Here is a 19,356-nt window from a genome sequence, read left to right on the forward strand (position 1 = left end):
AGGCTATGCCTTTGCACTTCTCATTTTGCGAATGCGGCCAGTGGAGAGCCGTGCAGTACTATCTATGGCTATTGTAGTTGCTTTTGTAGTGGCTATTGTAGTTGCTCTTGCTGATAAATTGGGCCACAGTGGAGGCGCAATATCGCCCTTCCCTGCTACCGAAGGTGCAGGGGATTGAATGCGGTTTTAAAAGCAAAGGGTAAAGAGGAACGAGCGGAGTGAAAGGTTTGGGAGTGAGAAGCGCGGGCGTTCGCTTTTGCCCTGTGATTTCTACCGCAAAAGCTTTTACAGTTCGGAGAAATCACAGGGGAACGGCGATGGAACCCCAAACCTTTCACGCAGCGCCCCATCCTCAACCCATTCTTTTCCACGCACCCGGCCCCTCAGCCTTGTATTCGATCTTTTTCATCATGTATAATGAGTTCAAGTGATCGGGTGCGGAAATGATTTGCAAATTAAGCGAAGAATGGAGCAGCTTCCTTCTTGTTTAACAGGAAAAAAACATGACCTCATCAGGTTGGAAAAAGGAGGGATAGTCATTGTCCAAAAGGAATGTGCAGGATAAGCTGTTGATTTTTGCATTGGGCGGTATTGGTGAAATTGGGAAAAACATGTACGTCATTCAATATGACAATGATATTGTGATTGTAGATGCGGGGCTTAAATTTCCGGAGGAGGATATGCTCGGCATAGATATTGTTATTCCGGACATTTCGTATTTGAAGGAAAATCGAGAGAAGGTGCGCGGCATTGTCATTACGCATGGGCATGAGGACCATATCGGCGGACTTTCCTATATGCTCCGCAGCCTCAACGTTCCGGTATATGCAACGAAGCTGACGCTGGGACTCATTGAAGGCAAGCTGAAGGAAGCAGGGCTGCTGGGTGAAACGAAGCGAATACTCATTAATGCGGATTCGGAGATAGAGCTGGGCAGCATGAATGTATCCTTTTTCAAAACGAACCACAGCATTCCTGATTCCGTAGGCGTATGCTTGGAGACGCCCGAAGGTGTTGTCGTACACACGGGAGACTTTAAGTTTGACCATACGCCAGTCAACGGGCAATATGCTGACATTAAGCGCATGGCGGAAATTGGGCAGAAGGGCGTGCTTGCGCTGCTGTCCGACAGTACCAATGCGGAGCGTCCGGGCTATACGCCTTCGGAGAAAAATGTAGGCGAAGAGCTCAAAGATATATTCCGCAAATCACCGCAGCGTGTCGTAGTTGCAACGTTTGCCTCCAACGTACACCGTATTCAACAGGTCATCAATGCAGCTATTGCTACGGATCGCTATATTGCTGTAGTAGGACGCAGCATGGTCAATGTGGTCGGAATTGCTGGTGAGTTAGGTTATTTGAACATACCAGATGGCATGATTGTTGAACCGGAAGCTGTGAATAAGCTGGCCGCGGATCGCGTCGTTATTTTATGTACGGGCAGCCAAGGAGAGCCAATGTCAGCTTTGACACGCATGGCGCGCTCGACGCATCGTAAAGTCGATATTTTGCCGGGAGATACGGTCATTATTGCAGCAACGCCAATTCCGGGCAATGAGCGGTATGTAGGGCGGACAGTGGACGAGTTGTTCCGTCTTGGAGCGAACGTCATTTATGGCCCTGGCTCGGTATCCGGAGTCCATGTGTCCGGTCACGGCAGCCAGGAAGAGCTGAAGCTGATGCTCAATTTGATTAAACCCAAATATTTTATCCCTATTCATGGCGAATATCGGATGCTGCGGCAGCATGCTTTGCTGGCCGAGGCGGTTGGCATTGAGAAATCCAATATTTTCGTTATGGAAAATGGCGACACGGTAGAGGTACAGGGCGGCAAGGCGCGCAAAGGCTCGAAGGTTCCAGCAGGCAATGTGCTGATTGATGGTCTTGGCGTTGGCGATGTCGGAAATATTGTGCTGCGGGATCGCAAGCTGTTGTCACAGGACGGTATTCTCGTTGTCGTGGTGACGCTGAGGAAACAGGAGGGCACCATTGTATCTGGGCCGGATATTATATCGCGCGGCTTCGTCTATGTGCGTGAATCCGAAGGGCTGCTGGACGAGGCGAACAAAATTGTGTCCGCAACGCTTCTCAAGCTAATGAACGATAAAGTGAATGAGTGGGCTTCGCTGAAAACGAATGTGAAGGACGCGCTCGGTCGTTTCCTCTATGAGAAAACACGCCGTCGGCCAATGATTTTGCCGATCATTATGGAAGTGTAGTTGATCAAAAAATAAAACGGAGTGAGGAACGCCCGGATAACCGGACCGTTGCTCACTCCGTTTTTTTCGTGCTGTTCTTCTAACGCTGTAAAATTTAGCTGCCCATTGCTTGGCCGCCTTCAATTTTGGCTTTGCCGCCGCTGCCGACCCAAGTGCGCTTCCATTCCTTTTGAATGAACGCGAGCATGAGCATGCTGAGCAGGGCGATGGCGCTGAGAATGAGGAAGCCCGGTGTGTAGGAGCCTGTCGATTGATAAAGGCTGCCGAGAATAAGGGGCAGGAAGTATCCGCCAACACCGCCCGCTGCGCCGACAATCCCGGTCATAATGCCGATCTCCTTGCCGAAGCGCTGTGGGACGAGCTGGAATACAGCGCCATTGCCTGCGCCGAGACACATCATGCCAAGGAACAGCAAGGTGCTGACCACGTAGAGTGGAGGCAGCAGGGAGATGGAAGCTAGCATAACACCTGCTCCGACATACAGCGCCATCAGGACGCGAATGCCCCCAAGCTTATCGGAGAGCCAGCCGCCTACTGGACGGAAGAAGCTTCCGGCAATAACGCAAATGGTTGTAAAGTCTGCCGCCTGAATCGCGGAAAGCCCATATTGTGTGTTGAAGAAAATAGTCAAATAGTTGGACATGCCGACGAAGCCGCCGAACGTAACGCCGTATAAAAGACAGAACAGCCAGGCATCCTTTTGCTTCAGCACTTGTCCGTATTCGGACAGCTTTTTCGGAGCGGGCTGGTTTGGGCTTTCCTTAGCAAAAATCGTGAAGATGACAAATACGATTGCGATGGGAATAAGGGCAAGTCCGAATACCGCTTCCCAGCCGCCGAAATGCTGTGCCAGCCGATTAGCGAAAAGCGTCGTCAGTACGGTACCACTGTTGCCTGCTCCAGCGATCCCCATGGCTAGACCTTGATATTGCGGGGGATACCATCTGCTTGCAAGCGGCAGTGCTGCTGCGAAAGATGCTCCAGCTACTCCAAGCAATAGAGCAACGAAATGCAGCTCTGTTAAGGAATCAACAAATTTCCAGCCCCAAATGAGAGGAATCATTGTAACGAGCATACCGATTTGTCCGGTTTTCTTCGGTCCAATATGGTCGGTCATAAAACCAAGCACAAGCCGCAATATCGAGCCGCCTAAAATAGGTAGAGCGACCAGTTTGGCTTTCTGAGCAGCATCCATTGGAAAATCGCTGGCGATAACAACGATGAGCGGTCCCATCAAAATCCAAATCATAAAGCTGATATCGAAATACAAGAAAGAACTGAACAAGGATGGTTTATGTCCACTTTTCCAAAACGCTTTTTTATCTACCATGTCTCTATCTCCTCTATGCTTGGTTTTGTCGTGCTCAGTCAGCGTGGGTGATGGCGGTTTTCGCATTCCCGGGGTGCATGTCGCACCGCAATTCCAGCTGTACATATAAAAAAAAGGCCGCAGTCTGCCCCAAGCTAAAGCTCGGACGGATTGCGGCCTCATTGCCGAACGCCAGCACGACTCTGTGCGGACGATAATTGCTCACCTCATTGTGAACTCAAGCTGAATTATAAAATATCGACCATCACATGTCAATAAATATTACATAAAACATTCATATGCTTTAAATGTGTAATTCGCGTCATATATATTGACACTTCTGTCGAATTCTTTTATGCTCATAATAATCCATATAAAGGCCGCACAATGGTGTGCCGCCGCCCACTGGCAATGAAGCCCGCTCCCTGCTGACAGGGAACGGGCTTTTGTGCTTATTTTCAGCTATATGAAGGAGGAAGTGAAAATGACGGTTGCCCGTGTAGATCGTGTTGATATAAAAAAAGGTTTAAGCGTTGACGAAGCGGTTCACTGTCTAATCGAGCGTACACTGCCGGGTAAGGTGGAGCAAGTGCTTCTGCAGAAAGCAGCTCAACGAGTGCTTGCCGAGGATTTTTACTCCCCTTTTCCTATGCCGCCTTTTCGTCGGGCAGCGATGGACGGTTATGCGCTCCATGCTGCTTTTACTCAGACGGCTTCACCTGGCAATCCGATTCGCCTTATCGTAACTGGCGAGGTGCAGGCGGGGGCGGGAGAAATAGCTTGGCATACGGGCTCTGGCAAGCGTCCTTTCATTAATGAGCAATTGATGGCAGTACGTATTTTTACAGGAGCTCCTGTGCCTGCCTGTTTCGATGCTGTTATTAGGCAGGAGGAAATTCAGTCGCCGAGCCTGCAAGGACAGCAGTTGGACGCCGCGGCGTGGGGAATGTCGCAAATTCAAATTAATCAGCCCGTACAGCCGGGAAAAAATATTGCCGAAGCAGGCGAAGATCTTGCCGAAAGCAGCCTCGTCATTAAAAAAGGCACCAGACTTGGTTCGAAGGAAATCGCCATTCTTGCCTCGTATGGGCAGGAACGGGTCACTGTAGTCGCAAGGCCCATTGTCGCCATCATTCCCGTTGGAGATGAGCTGCTGCTTCCCGGTCAACCCTTGCAGCCGAATCGGATCTACGATGCCAATGGATTCGCTGTGGAAGCATTTTTATTAGAACAGGGTGCCTTGGTGATTCGTTCTTTGCCAATCAAGGATGATGCGGAAGTGATTGCTACGGCGATTAAGCAAGCTGCGGCGCAGGCGGATTTGGTTATTACAACGGGAGGCATTTCGGTAGGGGATTATGATTGTGTAGCGCGTGCGGCAGATCGCCTCGGTTTTGAGCCATTGTTCACTAAAGTGATGATGCGCCCTGGGCCGCATTCGTCGGCATTTTTTCATCAAGGTAAGCTGTTGATTAGTTTGTCTGGCAACCCTGCAGCGTGCTACACAGGGCTTATCCTGTTAGTGAAGCCTATCGTACAGCATTTGAGAGGGCTTAATGAAAGCATGGCGGAGTGGAAACAAGCCGTATTAATGGACAATGTGGATAAGCCTTCGCCCTATCCCCGTTATATCCGTGCTTTTGTATGGATGGAGGCGGGAGAATGGCGGGTTAAGCCGCTGCCGAACGATAAATCGGGCAATATTGCTGCTTTTGCGGGTGCAAATGCACTGGCGGCGATTCCGGGTGAAGGTCTTAAGGCAGGAAGGCATGCTGCATTTCTTAGTTTGACTTAACGAGCAAATACCATTTTGGCCACTTTACGATAGAACGGAGGGTAACGGCTTTGATAAAACAAAAACTTGTTGTTATCGGCAACGGGATGGCTGGAGTTAAATGCGTAGAGGAAATTTACGAGCTGGCGCCTGAGGCTTATGACATTACGATTATAGGAGCAGAGCCGCATCCCAATTATAATCGTGTTCTCCTCTCCAAAGTGCTGCAAGGGAATACAGCGCTATCTGATATTACATTGAACGATTGGAATTGGTACAGTGAGCGTGGCATTAACCTGTTAACCGGCGAGATGGTTGAGCGCATAAATGCGGAGGGGAAATGGGTGCGTACGGCATCAGGGAAAAAGATTGCCTATGACCGCCTGATTATTGCAACCGGCTCATCAGCGTTTATGCCTGCGCTGCCAGGTATTCAGAAGCCTGGCGTAACGGCTTTCCGCAATATGGAGGACTGTCAGGCGATGATGGAGGCTTCCCGGCGCTTTAAGCGTGCTGCCGTTATTGGCGGCGGGCTGCTCGGGCTCGAAGCGGCTAGAGGACTGCTCAATCTCGGCATGGAGGTTGATGTTGTTCACAACGCAGCCTATTTAATGAATCGCCAGCTGGACCGGATGTCAGCAAACCTGCTTAAGGAAGAACTGATGAAGCAGGGCATGCGTTTTTGGCTTAACAAGCGGACGGAAAAAATAACAGGTGTCCGCAGGGCAAGTGGCCTGCTGTTCTCGGATGGAACGACGCTTGCTGCGGACCTCATCGTTGTAGCGATTGGAATTAGCCCGAATTTGGCCGTTTTAGCGGATAGCGGCATTCGGACGAACCGTGCAATCATCGTTAACGATTATATGGAAACGAATATTACTGGCATATATGCGGTAGGGGAGTGCGCCGAACATCAGGAGACCGTGTATGGGCTAGTTGCTCCGCTTTATGAACAGGCAAAGGTGCTGGCACGTCATCTGTGCAAGCTAGAAACCGATGGCTATCACGGCTCCATTCCATATGCACAATTAAAGGTATCAGGCGTGGAGGTGTTTTCCGCGGGCGTTATCCGTGATGAAGAAGCTGAAACCGCGCTGCAGCATTATGATGCGATGAAAGGCACTTATAAAAAAGTAACGATGCAAGGCGGTATTGTAGCTGGTGCTGTACTGTTCGGAGACAGCTCCGAGGGCAGCAAGCTGCTTGGGTATTTGAAGCGCCGTGCTGGAATAGGCGTGCTTAAGGAAAGTGATTCAGGCTCCAAATCAGGGGGAGCAGATGCTGTTGCAGCTGCAATGCTAGGCGGTGAAACGGTTTGTGCTTGTAATGGGGTAAGCAAGTCGGCTATCGTAGCTGCGATACAATCTGATGGACTTGAGACGGCTGATCAGGTGCGCGACAAGACGAAAGCTTCCGGCTCCTGCGGCGGATGCCGTCCAATGGTGGAGGCGCTCGTTGCCTATGCCTTATCGGGAGTTGGGGGAGCAGTCAAAGCAGCGCCAATTTGCAGCTGTACGGAGCTTGATCCGGCAGGACTTAAAGAAGCCATGCTAGGCGATACGTTCAGTGATGCCGCTTCAGCAAGAAGGGCTCTTGAGTGGAGAAAGCCTGAAGGCTGCTTCATTTGTCAGGCAGCGATGGGCTACTATTTGCGGCTGACTGTAACAAGCGACGCGGGCGATGTCCTAGGGCAGGCGCAGATTCATTACCCCACGCTGCAGTCTGTTCTTGTAGCTGCATCGATGCAGGGGGAAGCATCATCCCAATGCCGGATATCGCATGCTGATCGTTTCGAAGGCGGCGGACCGAGCTATATAGCCGCGGAGCTGGAGAAAGCACTCGGAAGCCTGGCATCGCCAAGCATGCTCAAAGCTTCTGTATCTGCCGGGGCCTTATATCCTGCCGGTGTGCTGGTCCATGATGTTGGTATTTCAGCTTCGCCAGCAGGCTGGGAACTTTATATTGGCGGGCATATGGAAAGTCCGGTCAAGCAAGCGCAGCTGCTTATAATAGAGGGGTCTGAGCAGGGGGCAGTAGAAACGGCGATTGCCTGCATGCAGATGTACCGTCAATCCGCCTTTTATGGAGAAACCGTATGGAAATGGCTGGAGCGGGCAGGACTTATTGCGATAAGAGAGAAGCTGTTAGACCCTGATTTTCGCGAAGAACTGCTGGACAACTGGCGATTGGAACTTAGCCGAGAGACATGCACCGTTTGAGTAGGGAGGAAAAATAATGGCAGAATTAAAAATGGTTGAGCAGAAGCCCCAAGTAACAGCAGTCATGGATACACAGTGCCCTTTTTGCAGCGTGCAATGCAAAATGCGCGTCGAAGAGGAGCGCTCAGCGGCCGGTCGATTTTCTTATAAGGTGACAGCAATCCCGAATGCCGCATCGGAAGGACGGCTATGTGTGAAAGGGATGAATGCGCATCAGCATGCGCTTCATCGCGAGCGGCTCATGCATCCACTCATTAGACGGGAAGGGAAGCTTGTGCAGGCGACATGGGAAGAGGCGCTGGATTTGGTTTCCAGCCGCTTTCAAGCTTTGCAGGTCGAGCATGGTGCGGATTCGGTCGCTTTATATGGCGGCGGCTCATTGACGAATGAAACGTCCTATTTACTGGGTAAATTCGCTCGTGTTGGTTTGCGTACCCGCTATATTGATTATAATGGGCGCTTCTGCATGTCGGCCGCCGCTTCTGCTGGAAGCAAAACGTTCGGAATTGATCGCGGACTAACGAATCAATTGATGGAAATTGAACGGTCGGAATGCCTGATCCTTGCCGGAACGAATATAGCGGAATGCCAGCCGACGCTTATGCCTTATTTTACGAAGGCGAAGGAAAACGGGGCGACCTTAATTGTCATTGACCCGCGAATGACGGGAACGGCCGAGCTTGCGGACATTCATTTGCATGTGAAGCCAGGCATGGATGCTGCGCTTGTGAATGGCATGCTTAAAGTCATTTTTGATGAGGGTCTCATTGATCGGGGCTTTATTCGCAGCCGTACGAAGGGATTTGCGGAGCTGGAGCAGCATGTAAGGGCGCTAAATTTAGCTGATATAGCTGAAAGCACGGGAGTGCCTGAGGCCCTCATTCGCCTCGCTGCGCTCGCATTTGGTGAGGCGAAGACGGGAATGGTTTTTACCGCGCGTGGCGTCGAGCAGCATGCCGATGGGCATTTGGCGGTGCGGAATTTTCTCAATATGGTACTGGCAACGGGTAAAATCGGCCGTGAGGGCTGCGGCTATGGAGCAGTCACCGGTCAAGCCAATGGTCAGGGTGGACGAGAGCATGGTCAAAAGGCTGATCAGCTTCCCGGCTATCGACTGATCGAAAATGAGCATGATCGTGCTTATGTGGCAAGCGTCTGGGGCATTCGCCCGGAGGAGCTCCCTGGCAAAGGTGTATCCGCTTATGAAATGATGGAAATGGTGCATCGCGAGGAAATTAAAGCTTTGCTTGTCATGGGCTCGAATCCAATCGTATCGAACCCGAATGCGACGCTTGTAGAGGAAGGGCTCGCCAAGCTTGATTTTACCGTCGTAACCGATATGTTTCTGTCCGAAACGGCGATGCTTGCTGATGTTGTGCTGCCGATATCCGCTTATTTGGAAAATACCGGAACGATGACCAATTTGGAAGGCCGCGTTTTGCTGAGGGAAGCGGGTCGTCTTGCGCCTGGAGAAGCCCGTCATGACTGGGAAGTACTATGCGAGCTGGCAAAGAAGCTTGGCCGCGGCGAGTATTTTGCCTTTGAAAATTCCGAGCAAATCTTTAATGAGCTGCGTTTGGCGAGCAAGGGGGGGCTGGCTGATTATTATGGCATTACGTATGATCGGCTGCGCAAGGAGGAGGGCATTTATTGGCCTTGCCCATCGCTGGATCATCCGGGTACGAAACGGCTGTTCGAGAAGTCGTTTGCCCATGAGGATGGGTTAGCTGCTTTTCAAACCGTTACGAGCGATTCCCCAGCAGAAAAGGCAGACCATGAGTATCCGCTGCTTATGACGAATGGACGGCAGCTGTCCCATTACTTGACAGGAGTGCAAACACACCGCAGTCCTACGCTGGAAGCGAGAAATGTGGAAAATCATTTGGAGATTCACCCTCATACCGCTAGGAAATACCGTATTGAGGATTTTTCACTGGTAGTCGTGCAGTCGAAGCGCGGAGTTGTTATATTACGCTGCAAAGTGACGGACAGCATTCGTGAGGACACGGTATTTATTCCGATGCATTGGGGCGGCGTGCAAAATGTAAACCGGGCGACAAGTCCGCAGCTAGACCCTTTTTGCAAAATGCCGGACTTTAAGACGAGTGCGGTAAGCATTCGACCATACAGTGAATATTTGCAGGAGGAGGGGCATAAATAAACGCGACATTCCCATACTATGACGAGCCGTAGGTTCAGCCAAAACGGTATTAGCCTTGTTCAAGAGGGGGAATTCGCCGATGTGGCCATATTCAATGAGTTTAACAGGAGAGCAGCCTGAGCCATATGATGAAGAGAAGAAAAAGGCGGCTGGGGCGCTTGATGCTTTGCAGCAGCTGGGTCAGGTGAGCATTCCGCAGGCCGAGTCCAACATTTTTTGTATGACGATTATTGGACAGATTGAAGGGCACATGGTGCTGCCGCCGCAAAATAAAACGACAAAATATGAGCATTTGATTCCACAACTGGTTGCAGCCGAGCAAAATCAAAAAATCGAAGGTGTGCTGATCGTTCTCAACACAGTTGGCGGTGATGTGGAAGCGGGGCTTGCTATTGCAGAAATGATTTCTTCTTTGTCAAAGCCGACAGTAACGCTCGTACTCGGTGGCGGACATTCGATCGGCGTTCCGATAGCAGTAGCGGGCAACCTATCCTTCATTGCTGCGACAGCAACGATGACCATACATCCGATTCGCTTGAATGGCACCGTGATTGGCGTTCCGCAAACGTTCGAATATTTGGATAAAATGCAGGAGCGCGTCGTTCGCTTCGTTACGATGCACTCCAAGGTGTCGGAAGCGACTTTCAAGGAGTTGATGTTCAAAACAGGAGAGCTGACACGTGATATCGGAACAACAGTCATTGGCGGGGATGCGGTGCGCCATGGCTTGATTGATGCGGTAGGCGGTCTTGGCGATGCGCTGCGGGAGCTTAAGCGGCTAGTAGAGGAACGCAGGCAGGCGGGAATGCCGGGGGTGTTTAATTAATGTCTGTTCTATATACGATTGTTCCGCTGGAAGAAGTGCTCGCGGGCTGGCAGGCGGAGGAGGAAATCAATCAAGGCCGCGAAGTTTGGGTGGATGGCGTATATATGCAGGTAGAGCCGATTGCGCCAGGGATGGGCAAAGTCATTCGGCTCATTCATTGCGGGCTGGACGATTACTTAAATCCGCAGCTTTCGCCAGGAGCTGTTGTCAAATATTGATAATGGATGCTGCTGTTTAAGGGACTATCGAACGAATAGGAACATTTGTCCACCTATGGTATAATGTTTTACCGGGGGTGACGAACGTTGGCTAAGAAAAGAAGGGGCAAGAAATCGCTCGCAGCAAATTTGAAATATGAGGTTTACGGTATTTTACTCATTACGGTATCGATTATTGCTTTATCGGGAGAGGCGACGGTAGGACGTTCATTGTCCAAACTGTTCGGCCTCTTTCTGGGTAAATTTTACTTTGTGATTGCACTGATTGGCATATATGTGGGGCTGGTCGTGATGGTCAAACGGATGTGGCCGAAAGGCTGGTCCAATCGGAAAACAGGCATGCTTGTGCTCGTGCTTGCCTTTACACTGTGGAGCTCCATTGCGGAAATCGACCGCAAGCTTGGGGATACGACACTGCTGTCTGGCAAAGTGATTTTGAATCAGTTGGACAGCGACTTAAGGGGAGAGCTGCTTGCTTCCAACCCGCAGGATTTGCGCCCGCTTAAAGACAAGGCTATTAGCGGTGGTTACGTTGGAGCGCTGCAATATTCCGTACTTTTCACCTTATTTGGGAAAATTGGAGCTCAGTTGCTCATGCTTGTCATGATCGCAATTTCCATTATGCTCATTACGGGGAAGTCGTATGTGGAGCTGTTCAAGACGCTTCGTACCCGCTTTGTCCGCATGCTCAAGCTGCTCGCAGCCAAATGGTCGGATTATTCCGCTGAGCGGGCTGCAGCGCAATCATCTAGAAATGCAAGTGTAGTATCGTCTGCAAGCACTGTGCTTACTTCGGACAATACGATTGACGATGATGAAGAAGATTTTGCACCCCGTCCAGTCAAAAATAAAAAGTCATTGTTTTTCTCCTGGCGACAATCCGATAAGACGAAGGCCGCATCCGGTCATGACGAATGGGAGCTGGAGGATGATCCGCTTCACGGTGAGTCTGGTCGTGGCGAAGAGGGCGCGGCTGTACCGCATTGGTCGGAAGATTGGGATCAGGATTGGGACAATGAGCAGGATGAATTTGCTGCCCAAACAGCGCCTAGCACCGTTGCTTCATCAACAGCTGCCGCAGTTCCGCTGCCAGAGACAAGCGCTAGCTTATGGCCTAGTGAGCAGGAGGATTTGGCTGCTAAAGCTGCCCAGCCGTACGCTCATCAAGGTATAACGGATGAGCAGGAATGGTCAGAGCCATGGAGACCGCAAGAAACACAGGAGCAGCAAGAGCTGGTACATATAGAAGGAAATGAAGCAGAAGAAGCGGAGTATGACCTAGTTGAGCATGCGAATGAGGCATTTGGGGGGCACGCTGTTCAACAAGGTGACGATGGATACGATGAGCCCTTATTGGATGACGAGAAATCAGCAGAAGGCCATTTGGAAGCTGCTGCTGTTCCTGGCTCAATCGCTGGCAGCAATGAAGCGAACCAACAAGCAGCCGAAAGCAAGCCGGCGCTAGCCTCATCGAACGTGCCGGTAGTCAAGCCGTACGTTCTGCCTCCGTTTACATTGCTGTCCAAGCCAAGCCACATGGTCAGAGGCGGCATTGGCTCCAGTTCCATGGAGGCGAAGCTTAAGCTGGAGCGGACACTTGAAAGCTTTGGCGTGAAGGCGAAGGTGCTTGATCCCGTTATCGGTCCTGCCGTTACCCGTTTTGAGGTTGAGCCGGCATCGGGCGTGAAGGTTAGTAAAATTGTCAGCTTGACTGATGATATTGCGCTTGCGCTTGCAGCTAAGGATATTCGGATGGAAGCGCCTATTCCAGGCAGATCGGCCATCGGCATTGAAGTGCCGAATATGGAAATATCGATCGTTACGATGCGCGAAGTAATGGAAACAAAGGAATTTTATGATTCCCCTTCCAAGCTGTCGATTGCCTTCGGCCGTGATATTGCGGGCAAGCCAATCGTGGGCAATTTGGCGAAAATGCCCCATTTGCTTGTAGCGGGAGCGACGGGCTCCGGTAAATCAGTCTGTATAAACGGAATTATTACTAGTATTTTGTACAAAGCAACCCCGGATGAAGTGAAGTTTCTCATGGTCGATCCGAAAATGGTAGAGCTAAACGTATACAACGGTATTCCCCATTTGCTGGCGCCAGTTGTCACCGATCCGCGTCGTGCATCGCTTGCGCTTAAGAAAATCGTTGTCGAGATGGAAAAACGCTATGAGCTGTTTTCCAAATCGGGAACGCGAAATATTGAAGGCTATAACACTTTAATGGCAGACAATCCGAAAGCGGTTCTTCCTTACATCGTCGTCATCGTCGATGAGCTTGCCGATTTGATGATCGTAGCGGCTAACGATGTCGAGGATGCCATTGCCAGACTTGCGCAAATGGCCCGTGCGGCAGGCATTCACCTTATTATTGCAACGCAGCGTCCGTCTGTTGACGTTATTACCGGTGTCATTAAAGCGAATATTCCATCGCGAATTGCTTTTGGCGTTTCCTCACAGGTCGATTCGCGAACGATACTCGACATGGTCGGAGCGGAAAAGCTGCTCGGCCGCGGCGATATGCTTTACTTGCCGATGGGTACCTCCAAGCCGACGCGGGTACAGGGCGCATTCCTTTCCGATCAGGAAGTAGAGGCGCTTGTCGGTTATGCCAGAGGACAGGCAGAAGCGGAATACAAAGAGGATCTTGTACCGGAAATTGAGGAGGAGACGGCTAGCTCTGACGAGGTCATGGACGAGCTGTATGATCAGGCCGTTCAGATCGTCGTCGAAGCAAAGCAGGCGTCGGTATCCTTGCTTCAACGCCGCATGCGTATTGGCTACACAAGGGCTGCAAGGCTTATTGATGAGATGGAAGCTCGTCATATCGTGGGGCCATACGAAGGAAGTAAGCCGCGTGAGGTACTGCTTACAATAGATCAGCTCGAAGCGGGACGAATCAGTTCTTAAAATGCCAGCAGCGAAAAATTTTGCATAGAAGCTGCACTGATTTCTCATACTAGACTTAGGCAACGCTGCTAATTAGCGTACTATCTTGTAAGAGAAAGGCAGATCCTTCTATGAAAAAGCGACTAATGGTCATAACAGCAGTACTCGTGTTCGTCTTGTTTGGCTCCTACTCTCTCCGTCATATGCATCAAGTCAAGACGTCGGAGACATTCAGTAATGCGACGCTCAAGATTGGTTCCTCGGGCAATGATGTGTACGAGCTGCAAGGCAGGCTGAAGCATCTTGGATATTTCAGCGGCAAAGTGGATGGACAGTTTGGATCAAGCACGAAAAATGCCGTTACCTGGTTCCAATGGAAATTTGGAATGAAGGCCGATGGTGTAGTTGGGGCTTCGACAAAGCTGAAGCTTTGGGAAGTAACTAAATCCTGGAAGCCGGAAGCAGCAGATTCTTCATCCGGTAAAGCTGGTACGGGGAATGCAGCTGCTCCTAGCAAAGGCGGCGGAGGTGGCAGCTCGCTTTCCAAGGGCAACAAGCTGGGCCTCAGTGCCAATGATTTGAAGCTGATGGCTAACGCCGTTTACGGCGAATCCCGAGGCGAGCCCTACGAAGGGCAAATAGCCGTTGCAGCCGTTATTCTTAATCGACTGCATTCGACGAGCTTTCCGAATTCGATTTCGGGCGTTATTTTTCAGCCGGGTGCCTTTACCGCGGTAGCGGATGGTCAAATTTGGCTGACGCCAAATGAAACAGCTAGCCGTGCGGTGATGGATGCCATCAATGGCCAGGATCCATCAAATGGCTGTTTGTATTATTTTAATCCGGAAACGGCAACCTCGAAGTGGATATGGACCAGGCCTCAAGTAAAAACGATAGGCAAGCATATTTTTTGCATGTAGAGCCTGTACAGAAGCAACCGTTCTGCCTTAAAGCAGCTCTGGTTGCTTCTTCCTTTTCCCATCGGTTAGAATGGTATAGGAAGCTCGAAATTGGAATACATTGACTTGAAGCATAGAACGTTATGCTTTTTGTAGGCATAAGAATTTAGTTTGGAAGGAGCTAGCGAAAGTGACACTTTTTGAAAGAGGACAATTTGGTCGAATACGGCTGCATGTGCTGCCAACTAAACGTTTCAAGACATTCGCGATTTCCTTGTTTGCCGGGCGCGTTCTTGCAGAAGATACGGTTACAGAGACAGCTCTTATTCCTTTTGTGCTGCGCAGAGGGACGGCGGCGACGCCTGAGACGAAAGCATTTCGCGAGCGACTCGATGATTTGTACGGTGCCGGCTTCGGCTTTGATGTATATAAGCGTGGCGATTCTCAAATCGTTCAATTCCGCATGGATGTTATTAATGATCAATTCGTATCTTCTGGCACGCCGCTGCTTGCCGCGTCATTAGGACTGCTTGGCGAAGTGCTGACTGAGCCGCTGCTGGAAAATGGCGCATTCAGCCGCAAATACGTCGATGCGGAAAAAGTGACGCTCACAAAGCGGCTGGAGTCCATCGTCAATGATAAAATTCGCTATGCCGCTGAGCGCTGCGTTGAAGAAATGTGCGCGAATGAGCCTTATAGGCTGCATCCGCTTGGCAAGTTGGCTGTAATTGACGAGATAACCCCGGAATCTCTCTACAAGCAATATAAGACGTGGCTTGATGAAGCGGCGCTCGATTTGTATGTAGTTGGCGATACTACGCTTGATGAAGTGACAGCTTACGTACGTGATGCATTCAAGCTGACAGACGGAGCAGTGGCAAATTATCCAAAGGCAGACGTTTCTCATCAGGTCCGCGAGGTTCATACGGTTGTTGAACGGATGGATGTGACCCAAGGGAAGCTTAATTTGGGCCTGCGTACGGGCGTCGCGTATGGCGATGATGATTATGCAGCAGCTCTTATGTATAATGGTGTGCTCGGCGGATACCCGCACTCCAAGCTGTTTTTAAATGTGCGAGAGAAGGAAAGCTTGGCTTATTATGCCGCTTCCCGTCTTGATGGACATAAAGGCATATGTACAGTGCAGTCAGGCATTGAAATCGAGAACTATGAGAAAGCGGTCAAAATTATTCGCGAGCAGCTTGAGAGCATGCGTCAAGGGGAATTGTCTGAGCTTGAAATGAGTCAGACGAAAGCGATGATCGCGAATCATTTGCGCGAGCTGCAGGATTCCGCTTATGAAATGATTGCTTACGATTTTAATGCGGTGCTGTCCGGCAAGGAAAGAAGTGCCGAGAAGCTGCTTGAGCAGGTGCAGGCCGTTACTGCTGCTGATATTGTCAGAGTCGCACAAAATGTGCAGCTCGATACGATTTATTATTTGCGTGATCGGAAGGAGGCGTAACCATCGTGCAACCATTAGAGTATAAGGGCGTACAGGAGACGCTTTATCGTGAAGTGCTGGAAAATGGGCTTGAAGTCATCGTACTGCCTAAAGAGGGCTTTCATAAAACCTACGCAACATTTTCGACGAAATATGGCTCCGTAGATAATTGGTTTGCAGTCGGCGATGGGGAGGCGGTCAAAGTTCCCGACGGTATTGCCCATTTTTTGGAGCATAAAATGTTCGAGGAGCCAACGGGCGATATTTTCGCTACGTTTGCTTCCCAAGGCGCTTCAGCGAACGCTTTTACGAGCTTCGACCGTACCGTCTATTTATTTTCGGCGACGGAGCAAATTCCTGCCAACTTAGAGACGCTCATTAATTTTGTGCAAAATCCTTATTTCACCGATACGAATGTGGACAAGGAAAAAGGCATTATCGAACAAGAAATCAATATGTATAAGGATAATGCCGACTGGCGCGTTTATTTCGGGCTCATTGATGCGCTGTATCACACCCACCCGGTTCATATTGATATTGCTGGCACTGTAGAGTCGATTTATCAAATTGACAAGGAAACGCTGTATCAGTGCTATGAAACCTTTTACCACCCATCCAATATGCTGCTGTTCGTCGTTGGCGGCGTAGATGCGAAGGAAGTATTCGAGCTTGTACGGCGTAATCAGACAGCCAAAAACTTCAAGCCTCAGGGTGAAATACGTCGTTTATTTGAGGATGAGCCGACTTCGGTCAAAACGCCGCATAAAGTAACGAAGCTTCCGGTATCGCTGCCGAAATGCATGTTTGGCTTCAAGGAGAAAAATACGGGGCTATCCAGCGAAGAACTGCTGCGTCAGGAAGTTACTTCCAAGCTGATGCTGGATGTATTGTTCGGGCCAAGCTCCGCTTTGTATGAAGAGCTATATGAAAGCCAGCTCATCTCCGATTCCTTTGGAACCGAATATAATGCAAATCCGGGTTATGCGTTTTCGGTGCTTGGCGGAGATACGCCAAATCCAGAGCAGCTGCTGGCTCGTGTTAAGTCTGCTATTGAGCAAGCGCTTGAGAGTGGACTCGATGAAATCGCCTTTGAACGCTCAAAACGAAAAAAAATCGGCGGTTACTTGCGGATGCTGAACTCCCCTGAATCCATCGCTGGCGAATTTACGCGCTACCGCTTCCGCGACAGTGACATGTTTGATGTACTGCCATTGTATGAGAGCTGTACGCTCGAGCAAGCGAATGAGCGGCTGCGCGAGCATTTTGATTTTAATCAGCTGGCGGTATCGATAGTGGAGAAGCCTGAAGCGTGAAGACGCTGGGGGAGATGACTGTGCTTATAACAGGGGGAAGCCGTGGAATCGGCGCCGCAATTGCGCGGCGCTTCGCGGCGGAAGGCATGAATGTCGTTATCCATTATTTAAACGCCCATGAGGCGGCAAATGAAACAGCACGGGAATGCTTGCAGCTTGGCGGAGATGCGATGACCATTACCGCTGATTTGCGCTCCAAGGAGCAGCTGCTGCGTATGCGAGACAAGCTTGAGGCGCATAACCGAATGCCTGATATACTCGTTAATAATGGCGGCGTTGCGCATTATGGCATGCTGATGGACGTATCGGAGGAAGAATGGGACGACCTGATGGCTGTCAATTTGAAGGGAATGTTTTTGTGCAGCCAGATTTTTATGCCGCACATGATTGAAAATCGTTTTGGCCGAATTATTAATGTTTCCTCCGTTTGGGGAATATCGGGCGCCTCCTGTGAAGTGCTGTATTCCACCTCCAAGGGAGGAATGAACGCTTTCACGAAAGCTCTGGCTAAGGAATTGGCGCCATCGGGCGTTACTGTCAATGCGGTTGCTCCTGGAGCAGTAAACACCGAAATGATGGATGGATTTAATGAGGATGAGAAAACAGCACTGGAGCAGGAAATTCCGCTGGGCCGCCTTGGCCAGCCGGATGAAGTGGCTTCACTCGTTTATTTTCTCTCACTGCCGGAATCCTCCTATATTACAGGTCAAGTCATAAGCCCGAATGGCGGCTGGCATACGTAAGGTAAAATGCTGTTTTTTGATGGCAATGATCCGCATAATCTGTCTCGTATCGAAGCAAAATAATGACTGTTGATGATTCTTCACAAAACAAGGAGGCGAAGAAAAATGTCAACCGTTCTTACAAACTTCGATACGTGGAAGCAGTTTTTGGCTGACAAGGTACAGCATGCGAAGCAAATCGGAATGGACGATGAGGCCATCTCCAGCCTGGCCTTCGAAATCGGCTCTTTTCTCGATGAAAAGGTCGATCCGAAAAATGAGGAGCAGCGGGTATTGAAGGAGCTCTGGGATGCAGGCGACGATAACGAGCGCAAAGTTCTAGCCCGTCTCATGTTAAAGCTGGTACAAAAGGCGTAATCCGCTACATGTTATTCGCAGAAAAGCCTCCCGCACGGAGGCTTTTCTGCGAATATGAATAATAACCGCAAGCACCGACCGCTATCTTTCAATAGTTTTGATGTGAGGTTGCAGGATTGTGGCGAAAATTGTAGAATAAGATTTTGACGGACAACTGGATATGTACGGTCAACAATGTGCTGGGATGGTGATTAGGCTGGAATCAAAACAATGGTATATGGAATATAAGATACATAAGAATAGGCCAGGCTTGCTCGGCGATATAGCTTCTTTGCTTGGTATGCTGGAAGTTAATATAATGACGATTAACGGTGTAGAAGACCGGACGCGCGGCATGCTGCTGCAAACCGATGATGAAGAAAAAATCGTGCTGCTCGGCAAAATGCTGAAAAAAGTTGATAATATAACAGTGAATAAGCTGCGTACGCCAACGATTGTAGATATTTTAGCTGTGCGCCATGGAAGATATATCGAACGTGATTCTGATGATCGCAAAACATTCCGTTTTACCCGCGATGAACTGGGTATCCTCGTTGACTTTCTTGGCGAAGTGTTTAAACGGGAAGGCAATCAGGTAATAGGTTTACGTGGCATGCCGCGCGTAGGGAAAACGGAATCCATTATCGCTGGCAGCGTATGCTCAAATAAACGGTGGGCGTTCGTTTCTTCAACGCTTCTCCGCCAAACGGTAAGAAGCCAGCTGTCGGAAGAAGAAATGAACGAAAATAATATTTTTATAATTGACGGCATTGTGAGCACGATTCGTTCCAATGAGCGCCATCATGCCTTGCTGCAGGAAATTATGGCTATGCCTTCAACGAAGGTCATTGAGCATCCCGATATTTTTATTAAAGAGTCCCAATACGATCACAGCCATTTTGATATTATTATAGAGCTGCGCAATACGCCGGATGAGGAAATTACGTACGAATCCTTTACTGCAAATTACTCGGATGATTTTTAAGTTGAAGGGAGGAAGCAG

Annotated in this window: 14 protein-coding genes; 13 read left to right on the forward strand and 1 reads right to left on the reverse strand. The window is 49.9% G+C overall.

Features of this window, described 5'->3' with window-relative positions:
• The first annotated feature begins 539 nt into the window (after window positions 1-539).
• Window positions 540-2,219, forward strand: coding sequence for a ribonuclease J (locus ABEW34_RS24320; protein ID WP_430162149.1), 1,680 nt, complete (start codon window positions 540-542; stop codon window positions 2,217-2,219).
• Between the two features lie 94 nt (window positions 2,220-2,313).
• On the opposite strand, the gene ABEW34_RS24325 is transcribed toward ABEW34_RS24320, so the two are convergent.
• Complete coding sequence (locus tag ABEW34_RS24325; RefSeq protein ID WP_046230771.1) at window positions 2,314-3,549, reverse strand: nitrate/nitrite transporter; 1,236 nt, start codon at window positions 3,547-3,549, stop codon at window positions 2,314-2,316.
• 463 nt (window positions 3,550-4,012) lie between these two features.
• Here ABEW34_RS24325 and ABEW34_RS24330 point away from each other — a divergent pair, with 463 nt between their 5' ends.
• The 12 genes from ABEW34_RS24330 (at window position 4,013) to ABEW34_RS24385 (ending at window position 19,338) form a co-directional block, all read left to right on the forward strand.
• Window positions 4,013-5,323, forward strand: coding sequence for a molybdopterin molybdotransferase MoeA (locus ABEW34_RS24330; RefSeq protein WP_430162152.1), 1,311 nt, complete (start codon window positions 4,013-4,015; stop codon window positions 5,321-5,323).
• A gap of 50 nt (window positions 5,324-5,373) precedes the next feature.
• Entirely contained in the window at window positions 5,374-7,521 is a 2,148-nt protein-coding gene (locus ABEW34_RS24335) for an FAD-dependent oxidoreductase (RefSeq protein WP_430162154.1), read from the forward strand.
• A gap of 16 nt (window positions 7,522-7,537) precedes the next feature.
• On the forward strand, window positions 7,538-9,682 hold the full coding sequence (nasC, locus tag ABEW34_RS24340; protein WP_430162156.1) for an assimilatory nitrate reductase catalytic subunit NasC: 2,145 nt from the start codon (window positions 7,538-7,540) through the stop codon (window positions 9,680-9,682).
• A gap of 79 nt (window positions 9,683-9,761) precedes the next feature.
• A complete protein-coding gene (locus ABEW34_RS24345) occupies window positions 9,762-10,508 on the forward strand; it encodes a ClpP family protease (RefSeq protein WP_430162158.1) in 747 nt (248 codons plus the stop codon).
• A complete protein-coding gene (locus tag ABEW34_RS24350) occupies window positions 10,508-10,726 on the forward strand; it encodes a YlzJ-like family protein (RefSeq protein ID WP_099520635.1) in 219 nt (72 codons plus the stop codon). The genes ABEW34_RS24345 and ABEW34_RS24350 overlap by 1 nt, the downstream gene beginning before the upstream one ends.
• Window positions 10,727-10,813: 87 nt before the next feature.
• Window positions 10,814-13,639, forward strand: a complete 2,826-nt coding sequence (locus ABEW34_RS24355; RefSeq protein WP_430162160.1) for a DNA translocase FtsK 4TM domain-containing protein — start codon at window positions 10,814-10,816, stop codon at window positions 13,637-13,639.
• A 110-nt stretch (window positions 13,640-13,749) separates the two neighbouring features.
• Window positions 13,750-14,538, forward strand: coding sequence for a spore cortex-lytic enzyme (sleB, locus tag ABEW34_RS24360; RefSeq protein WP_430162162.1), 789 nt, complete (start codon window positions 13,750-13,752; stop codon window positions 14,536-14,538).
• A 169-nt stretch (window positions 14,539-14,707) separates the two neighbouring features.
• Window positions 14,708-15,982, forward strand: coding sequence for an EF-P 5-aminopentanol modification-associated protein YfmF (gene yfmF / locus ABEW34_RS24365; RefSeq protein ID WP_430162164.1), 1,275 nt, complete (start codon window positions 14,708-14,710; stop codon window positions 15,980-15,982).
• 5 nt (window positions 15,983-15,987) lie between these two features.
• Window positions 15,988-17,274, forward strand: a complete 1,287-nt coding sequence (gene yfmH / locus ABEW34_RS24370; RefSeq protein ID WP_430162166.1) for an EF-P 5-aminopentanol modification-associated protein YfmH — start codon at window positions 15,988-15,990, stop codon at window positions 17,272-17,274.
• 14 nt (window positions 17,275-17,288) lie between these two features.
• Window positions 17,289-18,017, forward strand: coding sequence for an elongation factor P 5-aminopentanone reductase (ymfI, locus tag ABEW34_RS24375; RefSeq protein ID WP_430162198.1), 729 nt, complete (start codon window positions 17,289-17,291; stop codon window positions 18,015-18,017).
• 105 nt (window positions 18,018-18,122) lie between these two features.
• Entirely contained in the window at window positions 18,123-18,374 is a 252-nt protein-coding gene (locus ABEW34_RS24380; protein WP_430162168.1) for a DUF3243 domain-containing protein, read from the forward strand.
• Between the two features lie 196 nt (window positions 18,375-18,570).
• Window positions 18,571-19,338, forward strand: a complete 768-nt coding sequence (locus ABEW34_RS24385) for a DUF3388 domain-containing protein (RefSeq protein WP_046230848.1) — start codon at window positions 18,571-18,573, stop codon at window positions 19,336-19,338.
• Window positions 19,339-19,356: the final 18 nt, after the last annotated feature.

The sequence above is a fragment of the Paenibacillus algorifonticola genome (genome assembly GCF_050481745.1).
GTDB classification, from domain to species: domain Bacteria; phylum Bacillota; class Bacilli; order Paenibacillales; family Paenibacillaceae; genus Pristimantibacillus; species Pristimantibacillus algorifonticola_A.

What these genes read in the sequence shown, in the direction of transcription:
- ABEW34_RS24325 (WP_046230771.1), bottom strand. Translation starts at nt 3,549, where the DNA reads ATGGTAGATAAAAAAGCGTTTTGGAAAAGTGGACATAAACCATCCTTG.
- ABEW34_RS24330 (WP_430162152.1), top strand. Translation starts at nt 4,013, where the DNA reads ATGACGGTTGCCCGTGTAGATCGTGTTGATATAAAAAAAGGTTTAAGC.
- nasC (WP_430162156.1), top strand. Translation starts at nt 7,538, where the DNA reads ATGGCAGAATTAAAAATGGTTGAGCAGAAGCCCCAAGTAACAGCAGTC.
- ABEW34_RS24345 (WP_430162158.1), top strand. Translation starts at nt 9,762, where the DNA reads ATGTGGCCATATTCAATGAGTTTAACAGGAGAGCAGCCTGAGCCATAT.
- ABEW34_RS24350 (WP_099520635.1), top strand. Translation starts at nt 10,508, where the DNA reads ATGTCTGTTCTATATACGATTGTTCCGCTGGAAGAAGTGCTCGCGGGC.
- sleB (WP_430162162.1), top strand. Translation starts at nt 13,750, where the DNA reads ATGAAAAAGCGACTAATGGTCATAACAGCAGTACTCGTGTTCGTCTTG.
- ymfI (WP_430162198.1), top strand. Translation starts at nt 17,289, where the DNA reads ATGACTGTGCTTATAACAGGGGGAAGCCGTGGAATCGGCGCCGCAATT.
- ABEW34_RS24380 (WP_430162168.1), top strand. Translation starts at nt 18,123, where the DNA reads ATGTCAACCGTTCTTACAAACTTCGATACGTGGAAGCAGTTTTTGGCT.